Here is a 17,603-nt window from a genome sequence, read left to right as displayed (position 1 = left end):
ATCGGGCCTGTAAACTCAGGACTCTACCGCCAGTGGACGGTTTCTAAACTTAAGCGACTGATACAACCAAATTAGCAGTACCAGCGCGACACAGGCCAGGGCTCCCCAGGTAATCTCGCTAAAGACATCAATATAGGCATTGATGGAATAGTTGATGGCCCCGGAGGCATCAAATGTGCCCTGGGATGTCTGGTCGGCAATCACTCCCGCCAGGTAGTTGGCAATGGCACCCGAAAGCAGCATATAAATACCGGTTAATACGCCGGTAACGCCCGGGATCTCAATGCGCGTAATTTGCGACATCGCGACCGGATCGATAAACAATTCGGCAAATCCCATCACCGCCAGCCCAAGGATCATCAGTGGCATAGAAGAATGCCCGTAAGCTGCTGACCAGCGGGCGCTTAAGGTCAGAATACAAAAACCTGCGCTCATTAATCCCAGACCGAGGGCAAATTTACCCCAGATACGCACAGTGCGGTTGCCACCCACGCTTTCTTTAACCACCCATGCCAGCACGATGCCGCACAGCATCACGGCGAAGGCGTTGACCGACTGGAACATCGCGGTAGGAACGGAATATCCCAGAATGTCGCGATTAACAAAGCGGTCGATATAGAGGCTAATAGAACTGCCGCCCTGTTGAGCAAAGGCCCAGAACAACAGGCTGAAGAAGGTCAGAGTAACGATAAGCCCCAGTTCTTTACGCTGCTTCTGTGTTTGTGCCTGACGGTAGATTTTTGCCAGAACAGCCAGACCAATGACGGTGGCAACGATCAGTGCATACACGGACCACTCTTTCCAGAACAGGACGGTAATCAGCAGCGGGGCTGCCACCAGTAATACCAACAACCAGGCCCAGTTTGGCAGAATAAACGTTCTGGCGAACAGGACAGCTTTGTTGACACCAGTGGTGTGGGCGAAATGGCGGTTTCCGCATAAGAAAATCACCAGTCCTGCCAGCATGCCGATTGCGGCCAGCGCGAAGCCCATGGCCCAGCTGTACTCTTCCTGCACATAGCCACAGGCGATAGGGGCGATAATCGAACCGATGTTACCTGCGGCATAAAGCAGAGAGAAACCGCCGTCGCGACGCGGATCTTCCGGCTGATACAGTTCGCCCAGCAGGCAACTGATGTTGGATTTAAACAGACCGTAACCGCAGACGATAATTGCCAGAGACAAATAGAGGAACGCCGGCGCCATTTCACTGGCACCCAGCACCAGGTGCCCCACTGCCATTAAAAATGCGCCAATCATGACTGCCATGCGGTTGCCGAGCACTTTATCCGCCAGGTATCCTCCCAGAATTGGGGTGACATACACTAGCGAGCAGTAGGCACTGAAGAGTTCATATGCATGATTATCGTTGTACTTAAGCTGGTTAGTGAGATACAGGATCAGCAGTGCACGCATGCCGTAAAAACTGAAGTACTCCCAAATTTGCAGTGCGACGACGTAATAGATAGCGCGCGGCTGAGATGCTTGTTTATTCATTCTATTCTCGAAGTGAATGCCTCACGACAGGATGAACGTACTGTGTGAGCGTGTTTCCTTGAAATGGTAACTTTGATACAGATCTGATTATTTTTGCAATATGCTGTCTGATTGCATAAATATACATGAATAAGATCTCCTGGTGGTAAGCAATTTATCTTCAAAGTCCATGTGATTGTTTCTTGATGTGTCAGTGAAATGGCTATCGACGAACGGAGGCGGGGACGCTATTTTAGCTTAAGCTGTGTTGCTGATTGGGCATGCAGAATTTTTGACAACGAGGGCGATGATGAAAAACACCGAACTGGAACAACTGATCAACGACAAACTGAACAGCGCGGCCATTAGCGACTACGCGCCGAATGGTTTGCAGGTTGAGGGCAAAGAGACGGTGCATAAAATCGTGACCGGCGTGACCGCAAGCCAGGCATTATTGGACGAGGCAGTGCGTCTGCGGGCTGATGCGGTCATCGTTCATCACGGTTACTTCTGGAAAGGCGAATCCCCGGTTATTCGCGGCATGAAGCGCCATCGTCTGAAAACACTGCTGGAAAATGATATTAACCTGTATGGCTGGCACCTGCCGCTGGATGCGCACCCGGAACTGGGGAATAACGCGCAGTTAGCTGCGCTGCTAGGCATTACCGTGATGGGGGAAATTGAGCCTCTGGTGCCGTGGGGCGAACTCGCTATGCCGGTTCCGGGGTTAGAGTTGGCATCCTGGATAGAGGCGCGCCTGGGACGTAAACCGTTATGGTGTGGTGATACAGGGCCGGAAAAAGTTCAGCGCGTCGCCTGGTGTACCGGTGGCGGCCAAAGTTTCATTGATAGCGCGGCCCGTTTTGGCGTCGATGCTTTTATTACCGGTGAAGTCTCCGAACAAACCATTCACTCAGCCCGTGAGCAGGGGCTGCATTTTTATGCAGCCGGACATCATGCCACCGAACGTGGCGGTATTCGCGCGTTAAGTGAATGGCTGAATGAAAATACTGATTTGGATGTTTCTTTCATTGATATACCCAATCCGGCGTAATTAAAGAGGGGCGAAAGTGCAGCGAGCGCGTTGTTATCTGTTAGGTGAAACTGCGGTGGTTCTGGAACTGGAACCACCGATTACGCTGGCGAGTCAGAAACGTATTTGGGGCCTGGCCCAGCGTCTGGTAGATGCTCCGAATGTGCTGGAAGTCATTCCTGGAATGAACAACATCACGGTGACTCTGCGCAACCCACAAACGCTGGCGCTGGATGCAATTGAACGTCTGCAGCGCTGGTGGGAAGAGAGTGAAGCGCTGGAACCAGATTCGCGCTTTATTGAAATACCGGTTACCTATGGTGGTACGTGCGGACTGGATCTGGCAGAGGTTGCGCAGCACAGTGGATTAAGCCAGAAGCAGGTTGTCGAACTGCATGCGTCAGTTGACTATGTAGTCTGGTTTATCGGCTTTCAGCCGGGATTCCCCTATCTCGGGAGCTTACCGGAGCAACTGCATACACCAAGACGTGCTGAACCGCGCCTGCTTGTTCCGGCAGGTTCAGTTGGCATCGGTGGCTCACAAACCGGTATCTACCCACTATCAACACCAGGAGGATGGCAACTGATAGGGCATACCTCGGTTAAGTTGTTCGATCCGCAGCGGGATGAGCCGATCCTGTTACGGCCAGGGGATACCGTGCGATTTGTCCCGCAGAAGGAGGGGGTATGTTAAAAATCATTCGTGCGGGCATGTATACCTCCGTGCAGGACGGTGGCCGCTACGGTTTTCGGCAATCAGGAATTAGCCACTGTGGGGCGCTGGACAAACCGGCGCTGAACGTAGCCAACCTGCTGGTGGGTAATGACGCAAATGCCGCAGCACTTGAAGTGACGCTCGGTCAGTTGGTGGTGGAATTTGAGGCGGATGGCTGGTTTGCATTAACCGGCGCGGGGTGTGAAGCGCATTTAGACCGTACCCCTGTGTGGAGCGGATGGCGACTGCCGGTTAAAGCCGGGCAACGCCTGATGCTAAAACGCCCGCATCGCGGGATGCGCAGTTATCTGGCGGTGGCGGGTGGCATTGATGTTCCCGAGGTGATGGGCTCATGCAGTACCGATCTGAAAGTAGGTATCGGTGGGCTGGAAGGGCGTCTGTTACGCGATGGCGATCGGCTGGCGATTGGTGTTTCAACGCGACAGTTCAGCGGGCCGCAGGGGGTCAAACAGCTTTTGTGGGGCAACCGTATTCGCGCGTTACCCGGACCTGAATATCACGAATTTGATGACGCATCACAGGCATCATTCTGGCGATCTCCGTGGCAGCTCAGCCCACAGAGTAACCGGATGGGGTATCGATTGCAGGGTCAGCCACTTACACGTACCACCGATCGTGAGCTGTTGTCGCACGGTCTGCTCCCCGGCGTGGTTCAGGTACCGCACAATGGTCAGCCGATTGTGTTGATGAACGATGCTCAGACGACGGGTGGCTATCCACGAATTGCCTGTATCATCGAGGCGGATATGTACCATCTGGCGCAAATCCCTCTCGGCCAGCCGATTCATTTTGTTCAGTGTTCGCTGGAGGAGGCGCTGAAGGCGCGTGCCGATCAGCAACGTTATCTGGAACAGTTAACATGGCGACTTAACGATGAAAATTGATCTGAATGCAGACCTCGGCGAAGGCTGCGCAAATGACGCCGCGCTGTTGCAACTGGTGTCATCAGCCAACATTGCCTGTGGATTCCATGCCGGGGACGCGCAAACCATGCTTTTAAGCGTGCGTGAAGCGCTAAAAAATGGGGTGGCGGTGGGGGCTCATCCAGGTTTCCTGGATCGGGAAAACTTTGGTCGTAGTGCCATGACTTTGCCCACTGAAACGGTATATGCGCAGACGCTGTATCAAATCGGCGCGCTGGCTGCCATCACTCGGGCTGAAGGCGGCGTCATGCGCCACGTCAAACCACACGGGATGCTCTATAACCAGGCGGCGAAAGACCCACAACTGGCTGACGCGATTGCCAGAGCGGTTCATGCCTGCGATCCATCACTTGTGCTGGTGGGACTTGCGGGGAGCGAGCTGATTCGGGCCGGGGAACATTATGGCCTGGTGACACGCCAGGAGGTTTTTGCCGATCGAGGCTATCAGGCAGATGGCAGTCTGGTTCCCCGTAGCCAGCCGGGCGCGTTGATTGAAAATGAAGAACAGGCACTGGCTCAAACCTTAGAAATGGTGCAGTCCGGCAGAGTGAAAAGCCAGACCGGAGAATGGGCGAGCGTGACTGCGCAGACGGTATGTATTCATGGTGATGGTGAGCACGCACTCGCTTTTGCCCGCCGCTTACGTACCGCGTTCGAAGCAGAGAAGATTCAAATTAGCGCATAATTTTTTACATACAAAACAATAACATATTACACAACAACATAGACGGGAATATATTATGGGAGAGGTCATTTCTCTCTGGCCATTGACGGGGATTGCTGTCATTGTGGTCGGATTTCTTTTACGTTTTAACCCGGTATTGGTGGTTATCATTGCCGGGATCGTCACGGGGCTGGCGGCGCATATGCCGATCGCCACGATCCTCGAAAAGTTGGGAGAAGGTTTTCTCAACACCCGCAACCTGCCGTTTATCCTGCTGATCCCTCTGGCGGTTATTGGTCTGCTGGAGCGCCACGGTCTGAAAGAACGTGCTCAGGCATGGATCGCGAAAATCCGCAGCGCCACCAGCGGTCGTCTGTTAATTGTCTATCTCTTTATTCGTGAAGCGACCGCGGCGCTGGGGCTGACAAGTCTGGGTGGCCATCCGCAAATGGTTCGCCCGCTGCTGGCACCTATGGCTGAAGGGGCCGCTGAGAAAAACCATGGTGAATTGCCCGGGTCAGTGCGCTATCGGTTGCGTGCAATGTCGGCGGCGACCGATAACGTCGGGCTGTTTTTTGGTGAAGATATCTTTGTTGCCTTTGGCGCGATCATTTTCATGCACAACTTTATGCTGGAGTCAGGCGGGATCCAGACGGAGCCGTTGCATATTGCCCTGTGGGGGATCCCAACGGCGATTTGTGCGTTCCTGATCCACGGCGCACGCTTGTGGCGCCTTGATAACTACCTGCAACGCGAAGTAGCGAAAGCGAATGCCGCAGCTAAAGGAGAAGCGAAATGAATTTTCAGCAAAGCTATCTCTACTGGCTGGCGGGTGCGGTATTACTGATTGTGGCCGTCATGTCCTGGCAGGACAAAGCGAACCCCCGGCGTTTAACCACCGGTCTGTTCTGGGGCGTGTACGGTGTGCTGTTTCTGCTGGGTGACTGGACGTATTCACTTTTTGGCGATAAACGCACTGTGCATATCGCTGTCGGTGTCGCGGTCGTGTTACTGGCCCTAATCGCCGGTTTCGGCGGCGTCAAACTGGGAAGCTATCATCAACGTACGCAACAACAGCGCGAGGAAAGCGCCACCCGGTTGGGCAATCGTCTGTTTTTCCCGGCGCTGGCCATTCCGGTGGTTACCGTGATTGGTGTGTTGATGTTTAACCATATTCCGGGCTTACAGGATGCGTTGTTTGGGCCGGGTAACCACGCCACGCTGGTGACGCTCTTTTCGATGACCGCTGGCTCGTTGATCGGCCTGGCAATGGCGATAAAAATGACCCATGAACGTGTACATCAGCCAATTCAGGAAGCTCGTCGTCTGCTGGACTCTATTGGTTGGGCGTTCATCCTGCCACAGATTCTGGCCACGCTGGGGTTGTTGTTTACGGCGGCAGGCGTCGGCAGTGGTATCTCTTATCTGACTCAGGAATATCTCGCGGTGGATAGCCGCTTTATCGCGGTGGCGGTGTACACCATCGGTATGGCACTGCTGACGATGGTTATGGGTAATGCGTTTGCGGCCTTCCCGATTGTGACCGCCGGGATTGGTATTCCGATACTCGTGTTGCAGCATGGCGGTAACCCTGCGGTGATGGCGGCAATCGGCATGTTCTCCGGGTATTGCGGTACGCTGATGACGCCGATGGCGGCGAACTTTAACATTGTGCCGGCGGCATTGCTGGAACTGCCGGATAAGAACGCAGTGATTAAAGCACAGGTGCCAACCGGCGTGCTGTTGCTATTGGTCAACGTATTCCTGATGTATTTCCTGATGTTCCTGTAAGGAGGAAGGATGAAAACGGTACTTATCACCGGATTTGAACCTTTTGGCGGCGAATCAGTTAACCCTTCCTGGGAAGTGGTCTCGGGTCTCGACAATGCTATTATCGGTGAGTGTCGCGTTGTGGCACGCCAGCTTCCGTGCGTATTTGGTGAGTCTCTTGCCGTACTCAATGCTGCGATTGACGCGCTGTCGCCGTCGCTGGTACTGGCGGTAGGTCAGGCTGGAGGCCGTACAGATATCACCGTTGAGCGCGTGGCGATCAATGTTGACGATGCACGTATTGCGGATAACCACGGGCAGCAGCCCGTTGATGAACCGATCGTAGCGGATGGCCCGGCGGCATGGTTTAGCACGTTGCCGATTAAAGCGATGGTTGCTGCCATGCGCAGCGCAGGTATTCCTGCATCGGTTTCTCAGACTGCGGGTACCTTCGTCTGCAACCACGTGATGTATGGGCTGCTGCATAAGTTACGTAACACGCCGACAGTGAAGGGGGGATTTATTCATATTCCCTATCTGCCGGAACAAGCGGCGGCGCATCCAGGTGCGCCGAGTATGGCGGCAGAAACGGTGCGTCATGCACTGGAGATTGCGATTGTTACCGCCTTGCAGGTGGATCGCGATATCGCAGTGACGGGCGGAGCAACTCATTAACAAAGGACAGTATTATGCCTGAAGGCCCGGAGATCCGCCGTGCGGCGGATAACCTGGAGGCGGCAGTCAAAGGCAAACCTCTGACGGATGTCTGGTTTGCCTTTGAGCAGTTAAAACCGTATCAATCTCGACTGACTGGACAGAGGGTTACCCATATTGAAACCCGGGGTAAGGCATTGCTGACCCACTTTTCGAATGGTCTGACGTTATATAGCCATAATCAGCTTTATGGCGTATGGCGAGTGATTGAGACGGGGAAAATCCCGGAAACCAACCGGGTATTACGCGTCAGGCTGCAAACGCTCGATAAAACTATTCTGCTCTACAGCGCCTCTGACATTGAAATCCTTACGCCTGAACAGCTAACCAACCATCCGTTCCTGCAACGGGTTGGACCTGATGTGCTGGATCTGCGCTTAACGCCTGATGATGTGAAAGCGCGTCTGCTTTCACCTCGTTTTCGCAATCGGCAGTTTTCCGGTCTGTTCCTGGATCAGGCGTTTCTCGCGGGGTTGGGTAACTATTTACGGGTAGAAATTCTCTGGCAGGTGGAACTGACAGGGCAACATAAAGCCTCGCAACTCAGCGATGAACAGCTCGACAGGCTGGCGCATGCACTGCTCGATATTCCGCGTTTATCTTACAATACGCGCGGTCTGGTTGATGAGAATAAACATCACGGCGCGCTATTTCGCTTTAAGGTTTTCCATCGGGACGGTGAAGCATGCGAACGTTGTGGCGGTATTATCGAGAAAACGATGCTCTCTTCACGACCTTTTTACTGGTGTCCGGGATGTCAGCATTAAGCTGGCTGCCTGGGGGCATGCTGTGAAATAAACCGCGCCACCGCCGGACCAGTCAATAAAATACTGAACAGCCGCAGGGTCTGCATCGCCATGATCAGCGCCATATCGGCGTGACTTCCTGCGGCAATCACCGCGACACTGTCCACCCCTCCTGGGCTGGTAGCCAGATAAGCGGTGAGGAAGTCGATCCGCATGTAATGCGCCAGTCCCCAGGCCATGGCCGCGCAAATCGCCATCAGTGAAAAAATAGACAACAGGATCTGTGGCAAGGGACGCAGTGCCATAAAAAAGATTTGCTTGTCAAAACCCAGACCAATTTGCCAGCCGATGGCCATGTACGCTATGGCCAGTAGCCATTCCGGCAGTTCAATCACCATTACACCGCCAGCGTTCAGCAATGCACCCACCAGCATTGGCAGCAGCATGACGCCAGAGGGGATGCGCAGTACGCGCCCGGCAATTCCGGCAACGGCGGCCAGTGCCAGGGTACTGAACAGGTTAACACTCAGTGGCGGAAACCAGATGATTTGCTCGCTGACCGTTTGCGCCAGGTCACCCATCACCAGTCGGGTGACCAGCGCCGCCGCGCCTACCACAAGTAAAACCCGCAGATACTGCATGAATGCCACCAGACGAATGTCAGCGCCATAATCCTGCGCCATGGCAACCATCGCCGCCGCTCCGCCTGGAGATGAGCCCCACGCGCCCGTATTACCGGGAAGTTTACTGTAACGTACTAACAACCAGCCTATTGCTGCACTGCTGATAAGGGTTGCCAGCAGAATGACAATCACCACCGGCCAATGCGCTGCCAGCGTCGTAAAAATGGAGCCAGTGAGGTTTTGCGCAATCATACAGCCGAGGATGGCTTGCGCACCAAGAAACGTGCAGCGAGGGGGATGCAGCGAAATACCGCGCATACTGAAAATAATACCGACGATCATCGACCCGAGCAGTAATGGCCCCGGAAGATGGATAAACAGAAAGAGCAGGGAAAGAAGAAGTGACAGTAAAAACAGTGCACTCCACTGCAAAACAGGCATCCCATACTCCTGAGTAGAATTAAGCAAGTCTCAGTAAATCATAGAGAAAGGATGAGAGGATTAACACAATGCATGTCAAGAAAAAGGGAATATGCCGGATGGTGACGCATCGCCATCCGGCAACAGGAATTAACGCTTAATGTCAGACTTAAAATCGCGTTTGTCGTAGCCGGTGTACAGCTGACGAGGACGGGCGATCTTCATGCCATCAGTATGCATTTCGTTCCAGTGAGCAATCCAGCCAACGGTACGCGCCATGGCGAAAATCACGGTGAACATGGAGGACGGAATACCCATCGCTTTCAGAATGATACCGGAGTAGAAGTCTACGTTCGGGTAGAGTTTCTTCTCGATGAAGTACGGGTCATTCAGTGCGATGTGCTCAAGCTCCATGGCCACTTCCAGCAGGTCATCTTTGGTGCCCAGCTCTTTCAGGACTTCATGACAGGTTTCACGCATAACGGTGGCGCGTGGGTCATAGTTTTTATAGACACGGTGACCAAAGCCCATCAGACGGAAAGAATCATTCTTGTCTTTCGCGCGGCGAACAAATTCCGGAATGTGTTTAACCGAGCTGATTTCTTCCAGCATCTTCAGTGCGGCTTCGTTTGCACCGCCGTGTGCCGGTCCCCACAGGGAAGCAATACCTGCTGCGATACAGGCAAACGGGTTAGCGCCAGAAGAACCCGCCGTACGTACGGTAGACGTAGAAGCGTTCTGCTCGTGGTCGGCGTGCAGGATCAGGATACGGTCCATTGCGCGTTCCAGGATTGGATTCACTTCGTATTTTTCGCACGGCGTGGAGAACATCATATGCAGGAAGTTACCGGCGTAGGAGAGGTCGTTACGCGGATAAACAAACGGTTGGCCAATGGAGTATTTATAGCACATCGCTGCCATGGTAGGCATTTTGGACAGCAGACGGAAAGCAGCGATTTCACGGTGACGCGCATTATTCACATCCAGCGAGTCGTGGTAGAACGCGGCCAGTGCGCCGGTAACACCGCACATGACGGCCATCGGGTGAGAGTCGCGGCGGAAACCGTGGAACAGACGGGTAATCTGCTCATGGATCATGGTATGGCGAGTGACCGTGGTTTTGAACTCGTCGTACTCTTCCTGCGTCGGTTTTTCGCCGTACAGCAGGATATAACACACTTCCAGATAGTTGGACTCGGTCGCCAACTGGTCAATCGGGAAGCCGCGATGCAGTAAAATACCTTCGTCACCGTCGATGAAAGTAATTTTGGATTCGCAGGATGCAGTAGAGGTGAAACCTGGGTCAAAAGTAAACATCCCTTTTGAGCCAAGGCTACGAATATCAATAACATCTTGACCGAGCGTACCTTTCAGCACATCCAGTTCAATAGCAGAGTCACCATTTAGAGTGATTTTTGCTTTAGTATCAGCCATTTACGGTCTCCTTAGCGCCTTATTGCTTAAGACTGCCGGAACTTACATTTGCCTTCGTACATTGGTGAACCGTTACCAGTTTGTTATTTGGCTCGCCGCTCTGTGGAAGAGGGGACAACCTGGGTACAGAGCTATGGGCGCTTGCAGGTAAAACGGTCTGTTCATGGCGAATAAACAGCAAATCAAGAACTTAGCAATCCGAATTATTAAACCTGTCTATCACTAATAACTGTCCTGAAGGTATTGGTCAATACTTCCACACTGTTGCATAACTAAATCTCCGGTGAAAGAGTGACCCCATAACTTTTACGCATTATATGCCTTTTCTGGTGTCGTTTGTAACAACTTTGTTTAATGTTTGTCAAATCAGATGATTAAAAATTAAAATAATGTTGTTATCGTGACCTATGTCACTGTTCGGGATAAAACCCGACAAACTATATGTAGGTTAATTGTAATGATTTTGTGAACGTCCTATACTGCCGCCAGGTCTCCGGAATACCCTGCAATCCCGAGCCAACCAGCGTTGTAACGTGTCGTTTTAGCAACTGGAAGCAGTGTTTTATATGACGCGTAGTTATAGTAAGGACGCTGTCTGACCCGCACGCAGACCGGAGGAAGGAAATCCCGTCGTCTTTCAGGCTACAGGTGTCTTCATCTTCTGTACCCGAAGTCCAAAGGGAATAATAAGAACAGCATGTGGGCGTTATTCATGATAAGAAATGTGAAAAAACAAAGACCTGTCAATCTGGATCTGCAAACGATCCGGTTCCCAATCACGGCGATAGCGTCCATTCTCCATCGCGTATCTGGAGTGATCACCTTCGTGGCGGTCGGGATACTGTTGTGGTTATTGGGTACCAGCCTTTCCTCCCCTGAAGGTTTCCTCGCGGCGTCATCCATTATGAATAACTTCTTTGTGGAGTTAATTATGTGGGGAATTCTGGTCGCGCTGGCATATCACGCTGTAATGGGCATTCGCCATCTGTTAATGGATTTTGGCTACCTTGAAGAAACCCTCGAAGCAGGGACGCGTTCCGCCAAAATTTCTTTTGTTATCATTGTCGTGCTTTCACTTCTCGCAGGAGTCCTCGTATGGTAAGCAACGCCTCCGCATTAGGACGCAACGGCGTACATGACTTCATTCTGGTCCGTGCTACCGCTATCGTTCTGACGTTATACATCATCTATATGGTCGGCTTCTTCGCCACCAGCGGCGAGCTGACCTGGGAAGTCTGGACCGGTTTTTTCTCATCGGCATTCACCAAAGTCTTCACCCTGCTGGCACTTTTCTCCATCTTGATTCATGCCTGGATCGGCATGTGGCAGGTGTTGACCGACTACGTTAAACCTCTGGCCGTGCGCCTGATTCTGCAACTGGCAATTGTCGTTGCGCTGGTGGTTTACGTCATTTATGGATTTGTTGTGGTGTGGGGTGTGTAATGAAACTGCCAGTCAGAGAATTTGATGCTGTTGTGATTGGTGCCGGCGGCGCAGGTATGCGCGCGGCGCTGCAAATTTCCCAAAGCGGGCAGACCTGTGCGCTGCTTTCCAAAGTGTTCCCAACCCGTTCCCATACCGTTTCTGCGCAGGGTGGCATCACCGTTGCGCTCGGTAATACCCATGAAGATAACTGGGAATGGCATATGTACGACACCGTAAAAGGGTCGGATTACATTGGTGACCAGGACGCTATTGAATATATGTGCAAGACCGGTCCGGAAGCGATTCTGGAGCTGGATCATATGGGGCTGCCGTTTTCACGCCTCGACGATGGCACTATCTATCAACGCCCGTTTGGCGGTCAGTCGAAAAACTTCGGCGGCGAGCAGGCGGCACGTACCGCAGCGGCGGCGGACCGTACCGGTCATGCGTTGTTACACACCTTGTATCAGCAGAACCTGAAAAACCACACCACCATTTTCTCGGAGTGGTATGCGTTGGATCTGGTGAAAAACGCCGATGGCGCAGTGGTGGGTTGTACCGCACTGTGTATCGAAACCGGTGAAGTCGTCTACTTCAAAGCCCGCGCTACTGTGCTGGCAACCGGCGGGGCAGGTCGTATTTATCAGTCTACCACCAACGCCCACATCAATACCGGTGATGGTGTTGGTATGGCTATCCGTGCCGGTGTACCGGTGCAGGATATGGAAATGTGGCAGTTTCACCCAACCGGTATCGCCGGTGCAGGTGTACTGGTAACAGAAGGTTGCCGCGGTGAAGGCGGTTATCTGTTAAATAAACATGGCGAACGCTTTATGGAGCGTTATGCCCCGAATGCGAAAGACCTTGCGGGTCGTGACGTGGTGGCGCGTTCCATCATGATCGAAATTCGTGAAGGTCGTGGCTGTGACGGTCCGTGGGGTCCACACGCCAAGCTGAAACTCGACCATCTGGGTAAAGAAGTGCTGGAATCCCGTCTGCCGGGTATTCTGGAACTGTCCCGCACCTTTGCCCACGTTGATCCGGTGAAAGAGCCGATTCCGGTAATCCCTACCTGCCACTACATGATGGGCGGTATTCCGACCAAAGTGACCGGCCAGGCGCTGACTGTGAATGAGCAGGGTGAAGATGTGGTGATTCCTGGGCTGTTTGCGGTTGGCGAAATCGCCTGCGTATCGGTCCACGGTGCTAACCGTCTGGGCGGCAACTCGCTGCTGGACCTGGTGGTATTCGGTCGTGCGGTTGGCCTGCATCTGCAGGAATCTATCACTGAGCAGGGTGATCTGCTGGATGCGACCGAAGAAGAGATCGATGCTTCTCTGGCCCGTCTGAACCGCTGGAACGGTAACCGCGACGGCGAAGATCCGGTAGTTATTCGCAAAGCGCTGCAAGAATGTATGCAGCATAACTTCTCGGTCTTCCGCGAAGGTGATGCGATGGCGAAGGGGCTTGAAGAGTTGAAAGCAATTCGCGAGCGTCTGAAAAACGCCCGTCTGGATGATACGTCCAGCGAGTTCAACACCCAGCGCGTTGAGTGTCTGGAGCTGGATAACCTGATGGAAACCGCGTACGCCACGGCGGTGTCCGCCAACTTCCGTACCGAAAGCCGCGGCGCGCATAGCCGCTTCGACTATCCGGAACGTGATGATGAAAACTGGCTGTGCCATTCCCTGTACCTGCCAGAATCGGAATCCATGACTCGACGTCAGGTCAATATGGAACCGAAACTGCGCCCGGCATTCCCGCCGAAGATTCGTACTTATTAATGCGGAGACAGGACAATGAAACTCGAGTTTTCGATTTATCGCTATAACCCGGATATCGATGATGCTCCGCGTATGCAGGATTACACCCTGGAAGCGGAAGAAGGGCGCGACATGATGCTGCTGGATGCATTGATGCAGCTGAAAGAAAAAGATCCGTCACTGTCGTTTCGTCGCTCCTGCCGTGAAGGGGTGTGCGGTTCTGATGGTCTGAATATGAACGGCAAAAATGGGCTGGCGTGTATCACTCCTATTTCTGCGCTGAATCAGCCGGGTAAGAAAATTGTCATTCGCCCGCTGCCAGGTTTACCGGTCGTACGCGATTTGGTGGTAGACATGGGACAATTCTACGCACAGTATGAGAAGATTAAGCCTTACTTGTTGAATAATGGGAAAAATCCTCCTGCTCGTGAGCATTTACAAATGCCAGAGCAGCGTGAGAAGCTCGATGGGCTGTATGAATGTATTTTGTGTGCATGCTGCTCAACGTCCTGCCCGTCATTCTGGTGGAATCCGGACAAGTTTATTGGCCCGGCAGGACTGCTGGCCGCCTATCGCTTCCTGATTGACAGTCGCGATACCGAAACCGACAGCCGCCTCGAAGGTTTAAGTGACGCTTTCAGCGTATTCCGCTGCCATAGCATCATGAACTGCGTCAGCGTATGTCCTAAGGGGCTGAACCCGACGCGCGCCATCGGCCATATTAAGTCGATGCTGTTGAAACGTAGTGCGTAAGTAACAGATGCCGGATGGCGGCATAAATGCCTTATCCGGCCTACAGGTGAGTCACTGTAGGCCGGATAAGCACAGCGTCATCAGGCATGATATATGCAGGAAACCTCTAAAAACTGCCATGAATTAGAGAGCAATAATCGAGGCGTTCGGCGCGATACAAGGCGCGGTCTGAACGACGAAGATTATTAGACAGTTTTTAAAGGTTCCTTCGCGAGCCAGATTAAACAAGAGCTCGCAAGTGAACCCCGGCACGCACAGCGGTGTGCGTGGTAGTATCCACGGCGAAATAAGCATATAGATGCTTAAGGGATCACGATGCAGAACAGCGCTTTGAAAGCCTGGTTGGACTCTTCTTACCTCTCTGGTTCAAACCAGAGCTGGATAGAACAGCTCTATGAAGACTTCTTAACCGACCCTGACTCGGTAGATGCTAACTGGCGTTCGACGTTCCAGCAGTTACCTGGTACCGGAGTCAAACCGGATCAACTCCACTCAAAAACACGTGATTATTTCCGTCGACAGGCGTTGGTTACCCCACGTTATTCTTCTTCTATCTCCGACCCTGATGCCAATGTGAAGCAGGTTAAAGTCCTGCAGCTCATCAACGCATATCGTTTCCGTGGTCATCAGCATGCGAATCTCGATCCGCTGGGACTGTGGCAGCAAGAGAATGTGGCCGATCTGGATCCAACTTTCCACGATCTGACTGATGCTGATTTCCAGGAAAGCTTTAACGTAGGTTCTTTTGCCGGCGGCAAAGACACCATGAAGCTGAGCGACCTGGTTGAGGCGCTGAAACAAACCTACTGCGGCCCTATTGGCGCCGAGTATATGCACATCACCAGTACCGAAGAAAAACGCTGGCTTCAGCAGCGTATCGAATCTGGTCGTGCCGCATTCAGCAGCGAAGAGAAGAAACGTTTTCTCAGCGAACTGACCGCAGCAGAAGGCCTGGAACGCTATCTGGGCGCGAAGTTCCCGGGTGCAAAACGCTTCTCGCTGGAAGGCGGCGATGCGTTAATTCCGATGCTTAAAGAGATGATTCGCCATGCCGGTAACAGCGGCACGCGCGAAGTGGTTCTGGGCATGGCGCACCGTGGCCGTCTGAACGTGCTGGTCAACGTGCTAGGTAAAAAACCACAGGATCTGTTCGACGAATTTGCAGGCAAACATAAAGAACACCTCGGTACGGGTGATGTGAAGTACCACATGGGCTTCTCATCTGATATCGAAACCGAAGGCGGTCTGGTTCACCTGGCGCTGGCGTTTAACCCGTCGCATCTGGAAATCGTCAGCCCGGTGGTTATCGGTTCCGTTCGCGCGCGTCTGGACAGACTGGACGAGCCGAGCAGCAATAAAGTGTTGCCGATCACCATTCACGGTGACGCCGCAGTGACCGGACAGGGCGTAGTTCAGGAAACCCTGAACATGTCGAAAGCGCGTGGTTACGAAGTGGGCGGTACCGTTCGCATCGTTATCAATAACCAGGTCGGCTTTACAACGTCTAACCCACTGGATGCACGCTCTACGCCGTATTGCACTGATATCGGTAAGATGGTCCAGGCGCCTATTTTCCACGTCAATGCGGATGATCCGGAAGCCGTCGCTTTCGTGACCCGTTTGGCTCTGGATTTCCGTAATACCTTTAAACGTGATGTCTTCATCGATCTGGTGTGCTACCGCCGTCATGGCCATAACGAAGCCGACGAGCCGAGTGCGACCCAGCCGCTGATGTATCAGAAAATCAAAAAGCATCCGACTCCGCGCAAAATCTACGCTGATAAGCTGGAAGCCGATAAAGTCGCAACGCTGGAAGACGCCACCGAAATGGTCAACCTCTATCGTGACGCGCTGGATGCCGGCGAATGCGTAGTGAAAGAGTGGCGTCCAATGAACATGCACTCCTTCACCTGGTCGCCGTACCTCAACCATGAATGGGATGAAAACTACCCGAGCAAGGTTGAAATGAAGCGTTTGCAGGAACTGGCAAAACGCATCAGTACTGTACCAGAAGCGGTTGACATGCAGTCGCGCGTTGCCAAGATTTACGGCGACCGTCAGGCGATGGCAGCAGGCGAGAAGCTGTTCGACTGGGGTGGTGCTGAGAACCTGGCTTACGCAACGTTGGTTGACGAGGGCATTCCGGTACGACTGTCTGGTGAAGACTCAGGTCGCGGTACCTTCTTCCACCGCCATGCAGTTATTCACAACCAGGCAAACGGTTCTACCTACACGCCACTGCAGCATGTGCATAACGGTCAGGGCACATTCCGCGTTTGGGACTCCGTGCTGTCTGAAGAAGCGGTACTGGCATTCGAATATGGTTATGCCACAGCAGAGCCGCGCACGCTGACTATCTGGGAAGCGCAGTTTGGTGACTTTGCCAACGGTGCGCAGGTTGTTATCGACCAGTTCATCTCCTCTGGTGAGCAGAAATGGGGTCGTATGTGTGGCCTGGTGATGCTGCTGCCACACGGCTACGAAGGGCAGGGACCAGAGCACTCTTCCGCACGTCTTGAGCGTTATCTGCAACTTTGCGCTGAGCAAAACATGCAGGTGTGCGTTCCGTCTACCCCAGCACAGGTTTACCACATGCTGCGTCGTCAGGCGCTGCGCGGTATGCGTCGTCCGCTGGTGGTGATGTCGCCGAAGTCATTGCTGCGTCATCCGCTGGCAGTGTCTACGCTCGACGAACTGGCTAATGGTACGTTCCTGCCAGCCATCGGCGAGATAGATGAACTTGATCCGCAAGCCGTGAAGCGCGTCGTGATGTGTTCTGGTAAGGTTTATTACGACCTGCTGGAGCAGCGCCGCAAGAACAACCAAAAAGATGTCGCCATTGTACGTATCGAACAGCTCTATCCGTTCCCGCATAAAGCGGTACAGGAAGCGCTGAAACCTTTTGCTCATGTGCATGATTTTGTCTGGTGCCAGGAAGAGCCGCTCAACCAGGGCGCATGGTACTGCAGCCAGCATCATTTCCGTGAAGTGATTCCATTTGGGTCTGCTCTGCGTTATGCAGGTCGCCCGGCCTCTGCCTCTCCGGCAGTAGGATATATGTCCGTTCACCAGAAACAGCAACAAGATCTGGTCAATGACGCGCTGAACGTCGATTAAATAAAG

General features: G+C 53.1%; 16 protein-coding genes and 1 pseudogene. 13 read left to right on the top strand and 4 right to left on the bottom strand.

All coding sequences use genetic code 11. The annotated features are described in order from the left end of the window. Positions 1-15 precede the first annotated feature (15 nt). A complete protein-coding gene (gene dtpD / locus SK36_RS14430; RefSeq protein ID WP_048221844.1) occupies positions 16-1,497 on the bottom strand; it encodes a dipeptide permease DtpD in 1,482 nt (493 codons plus the stop codon). Positions 1,498-1,786: 289 nt separating this feature from the next. On the opposite strand from dtpD, the gene ybgI reads away from it, so the two are divergent. Genes ybgI through nei form a run of 8 tightly spaced genes read left to right on the top strand, consistent with a single transcriptional unit; the run spans position 1,787 to position 8,083 of the window. After that, the gene (ybgI, locus tag SK36_RS14425; RefSeq protein WP_045449503.1) at positions 1,787-2,530 is read left to right on the top strand and encodes a radiation resistance protein YbgI; all 744 of its coding nucleotides are present in this window, start codon (positions 1,787-1,789) and stop codon (positions 2,528-2,530) included. Between the two features lie 16 nt (positions 2,531-2,546). Beyond that, entirely contained in the window at positions 2,547-3,203 is a 657-nt protein-coding gene (pxpB, locus tag SK36_RS14420; RefSeq protein WP_048221843.1) for a 5-oxoprolinase subunit PxpB, read from the top strand. After that, on the top strand, positions 3,197-4,129 hold the full coding sequence (pxpC, locus tag SK36_RS14415; RefSeq protein WP_045441085.1) for a 5-oxoprolinase subunit PxpC: 933 nt from the start codon (positions 3,197-3,199) through the stop codon (positions 4,127-4,129). Before pxpB ends, pxpC begins: the two co-directional genes overlap by 7 nt. Then, positions 4,119-4,853 carry a 5-oxoprolinase subunit PxpA gene (gene pxpA / locus SK36_RS14410; protein WP_048221842.1) on the top strand — a complete coding sequence of 245 codons (735 nt, stop codon included), beginning with the start codon at positions 4,119-4,121 and terminating at the stop codon, positions 4,851-4,853. The genes pxpC and pxpA overlap by 11 nt, the downstream gene beginning before the upstream one ends. 55 nt (positions 4,854-4,908) lie before the next feature. Beyond that, the gene (locus SK36_RS14405; RefSeq protein WP_045441087.1) at positions 4,909-5,631 is read left to right on the top strand and encodes a DUF969 domain-containing protein; all 723 of its coding nucleotides are present in this window, start codon (positions 4,909-4,911) and stop codon (positions 5,629-5,631) included. Continuing rightward, positions 5,628-6,623, top strand: a complete 996-nt coding sequence (locus SK36_RS14400; protein WP_048221841.1) for a DUF979 domain-containing protein — start codon at positions 5,628-5,630, stop codon at positions 6,621-6,623. The genes SK36_RS14405 and SK36_RS14400 overlap by 4 nt, the downstream gene beginning before the upstream one ends. A 9-nt stretch (positions 6,624-6,632) precedes the next feature. Beyond that, a complete protein-coding gene (gene pcp, locus SK36_RS14395) occupies positions 6,633-7,277 on the top strand; it encodes a pyroglutamyl-peptidase I (RefSeq protein WP_048221840.1) in 645 nt (214 codons plus the stop codon). A gap of 14 nt (positions 7,278-7,291) precedes the next feature. After that, positions 7,292-8,083, top strand: coding sequence for an endonuclease VIII (gene nei / locus SK36_RS14390; RefSeq protein WP_045441090.1), 792 nt, complete (start codon positions 7,292-7,294; stop codon positions 8,081-8,083). On the opposite strand, the gene SK36_RS14385 is transcribed toward nei, so the two are convergent. The 3 genes and pseudogenes from SK36_RS14385 to SK36_RS24880 all read right to left on the bottom strand — a co-directional run bounded on the left by SK36_RS14385 (position 8,080) and on the right by SK36_RS24880 (position 10,853). Further along, positions 8,080-9,126 carry an AbrB family transcriptional regulator gene (locus SK36_RS14385; RefSeq protein WP_048221839.1) on the bottom strand — a complete coding sequence of 349 codons (1,047 nt, stop codon included), beginning with the start codon at positions 9,124-9,126 and terminating at the stop codon, positions 8,080-8,082. The genes nei and SK36_RS14385 overlap by 4 nt on opposite strands. 129 nt (positions 9,127-9,255) lie before the next feature. Then, entirely contained in the window at positions 9,256-10,539 is a 1,284-nt protein-coding gene (locus tag SK36_RS14380; protein ID WP_045441092.1) for a citrate synthase, read from the bottom strand. Between the two features lie 206 nt (positions 10,540-10,745). After that, positions 10,746-10,853, bottom strand: a pseudogene (locus tag SK36_RS24880) (hypothetical protein). Between the two features lie 383 nt (positions 10,854-11,236). Between SK36_RS24880 and sdhC the strand changes: the two are divergent. The 5 genes from sdhC (at position 11,237) to sucA (ending at position 17,597) form a co-directional block, all read left to right on the top strand. Next, positions 11,237-11,641: a succinate dehydrogenase cytochrome b556 subunit gene (gene sdhC / locus SK36_RS14375; protein ID WP_045441093.1), complete on the top strand. Its 405-nt coding sequence runs from the start codon at positions 11,237-11,239 to the stop codon at positions 11,639-11,641. Further along, complete coding sequence (sdhD, locus tag SK36_RS14370; protein ID WP_045441094.1) at positions 11,635-11,982, top strand: succinate dehydrogenase membrane anchor subunit; 348 nt, start codon at positions 11,635-11,637, stop codon at positions 11,980-11,982. Before sdhC ends, sdhD begins: the two co-directional genes overlap by 7 nt. Beyond that, positions 11,982-13,748, top strand: a complete 1,767-nt coding sequence (sdhA, locus tag SK36_RS14365; RefSeq protein ID WP_045441095.1) for a succinate dehydrogenase flavoprotein subunit — start codon at positions 11,982-11,984, stop codon at positions 13,746-13,748. Before sdhD ends, sdhA begins: the two co-directional genes overlap by 1 nt. Before the next feature lie 15 nt (positions 13,749-13,763). Further along, positions 13,764-14,480: a succinate dehydrogenase iron-sulfur subunit SdhB gene (gene sdhB, locus SK36_RS14360; protein ID WP_045441096.1), complete on the top strand. Its 717-nt coding sequence runs from the start codon at positions 13,764-13,766 to the stop codon at positions 14,478-14,480. 315 nt (positions 14,481-14,795) lie between these two features. Then, entirely contained in the window at positions 14,796-17,597 is a 2,802-nt protein-coding gene (gene sucA / locus SK36_RS14355; RefSeq protein ID WP_048221838.1) for a 2-oxoglutarate dehydrogenase E1 component, read from the top strand. Positions 17,598-17,603 lie beyond the last annotated feature (6 nt).

The sequence above is a fragment of the Citrobacter sp. MGH106 genome, from assembly GCF_001037495.1.
GTDB lineage: Bacteria > Pseudomonadota > Gammaproteobacteria > Enterobacterales > Enterobacteriaceae > Citrobacter > Citrobacter murliniae.
This window is presented reverse-complemented; position numbering and strand designations above follow the sequence as displayed.

Excerpts from the sequence above, each read along its gene's own strand:
- dtpD (WP_048221844.1), bottom strand. The coding sequence starts at position 1,497 with ATGAATAAACAAGCATCTCAGCCGCGCGCTATCTATTACGTCGTCGCA.
- ybgI (WP_045449503.1), top strand. The coding sequence starts at position 1,787 with ATGAAAAACACCGAACTGGAACAACTGATCAACGACAAACTGAACAGC.
- pxpC (WP_045441085.1), top strand. The coding sequence starts at position 3,197 with ATGTTAAAAATCATTCGTGCGGGCATGTATACCTCCGTGCAGGACGGT.
- pxpA (WP_048221842.1), top strand. The coding sequence starts at position 4,119 with ATGAAAATTGATCTGAATGCAGACCTCGGCGAAGGCTGCGCAAATGAC.
- SK36_RS14405 (WP_045441087.1), top strand. The coding sequence starts at position 4,909 with ATGGGAGAGGTCATTTCTCTCTGGCCATTGACGGGGATTGCTGTCATT.
- SK36_RS14400 (WP_048221841.1), top strand. The coding sequence starts at position 5,628 with ATGAATTTTCAGCAAAGCTATCTCTACTGGCTGGCGGGTGCGGTATTA.
- pcp (WP_048221840.1), top strand. The coding sequence starts at position 6,633 with ATGAAAACGGTACTTATCACCGGATTTGAACCTTTTGGCGGCGAATCA.
- nei (WP_045441090.1), top strand. The coding sequence starts at position 7,292 with ATGCCTGAAGGCCCGGAGATCCGCCGTGCGGCGGATAACCTGGAGGCG.
- SK36_RS14385 (WP_048221839.1), bottom strand. The coding sequence starts at position 9,126 with ATGCCTGTTTTGCAGTGGAGTGCACTGTTTTTACTGTCACTTCTTCTT.
- SK36_RS14380 (WP_045441092.1), bottom strand. The coding sequence starts at position 10,539 with ATGGCTGATACTAAAGCAAAAATCACTCTAAATGGTGACTCTGCTATT.
- sdhC (WP_045441093.1), top strand. The coding sequence starts at position 11,237 with ATGTGGGCGTTATTCATGATAAGAAATGTGAAAAAACAAAGACCTGTC.
- sdhD (WP_045441094.1), top strand. The coding sequence starts at position 11,635 with ATGGTAAGCAACGCCTCCGCATTAGGACGCAACGGCGTACATGACTTC.
- sdhA (WP_045441095.1), top strand. The coding sequence starts at position 11,982 with ATGAAACTGCCAGTCAGAGAATTTGATGCTGTTGTGATTGGTGCCGGC.
- sdhB (WP_045441096.1), top strand. The coding sequence starts at position 13,764 with ATGAAACTCGAGTTTTCGATTTATCGCTATAACCCGGATATCGATGAT.
- sucA (WP_048221838.1), top strand. The coding sequence starts at position 14,796 with ATGCAGAACAGCGCTTTGAAAGCCTGGTTGGACTCTTCTTACCTCTCT.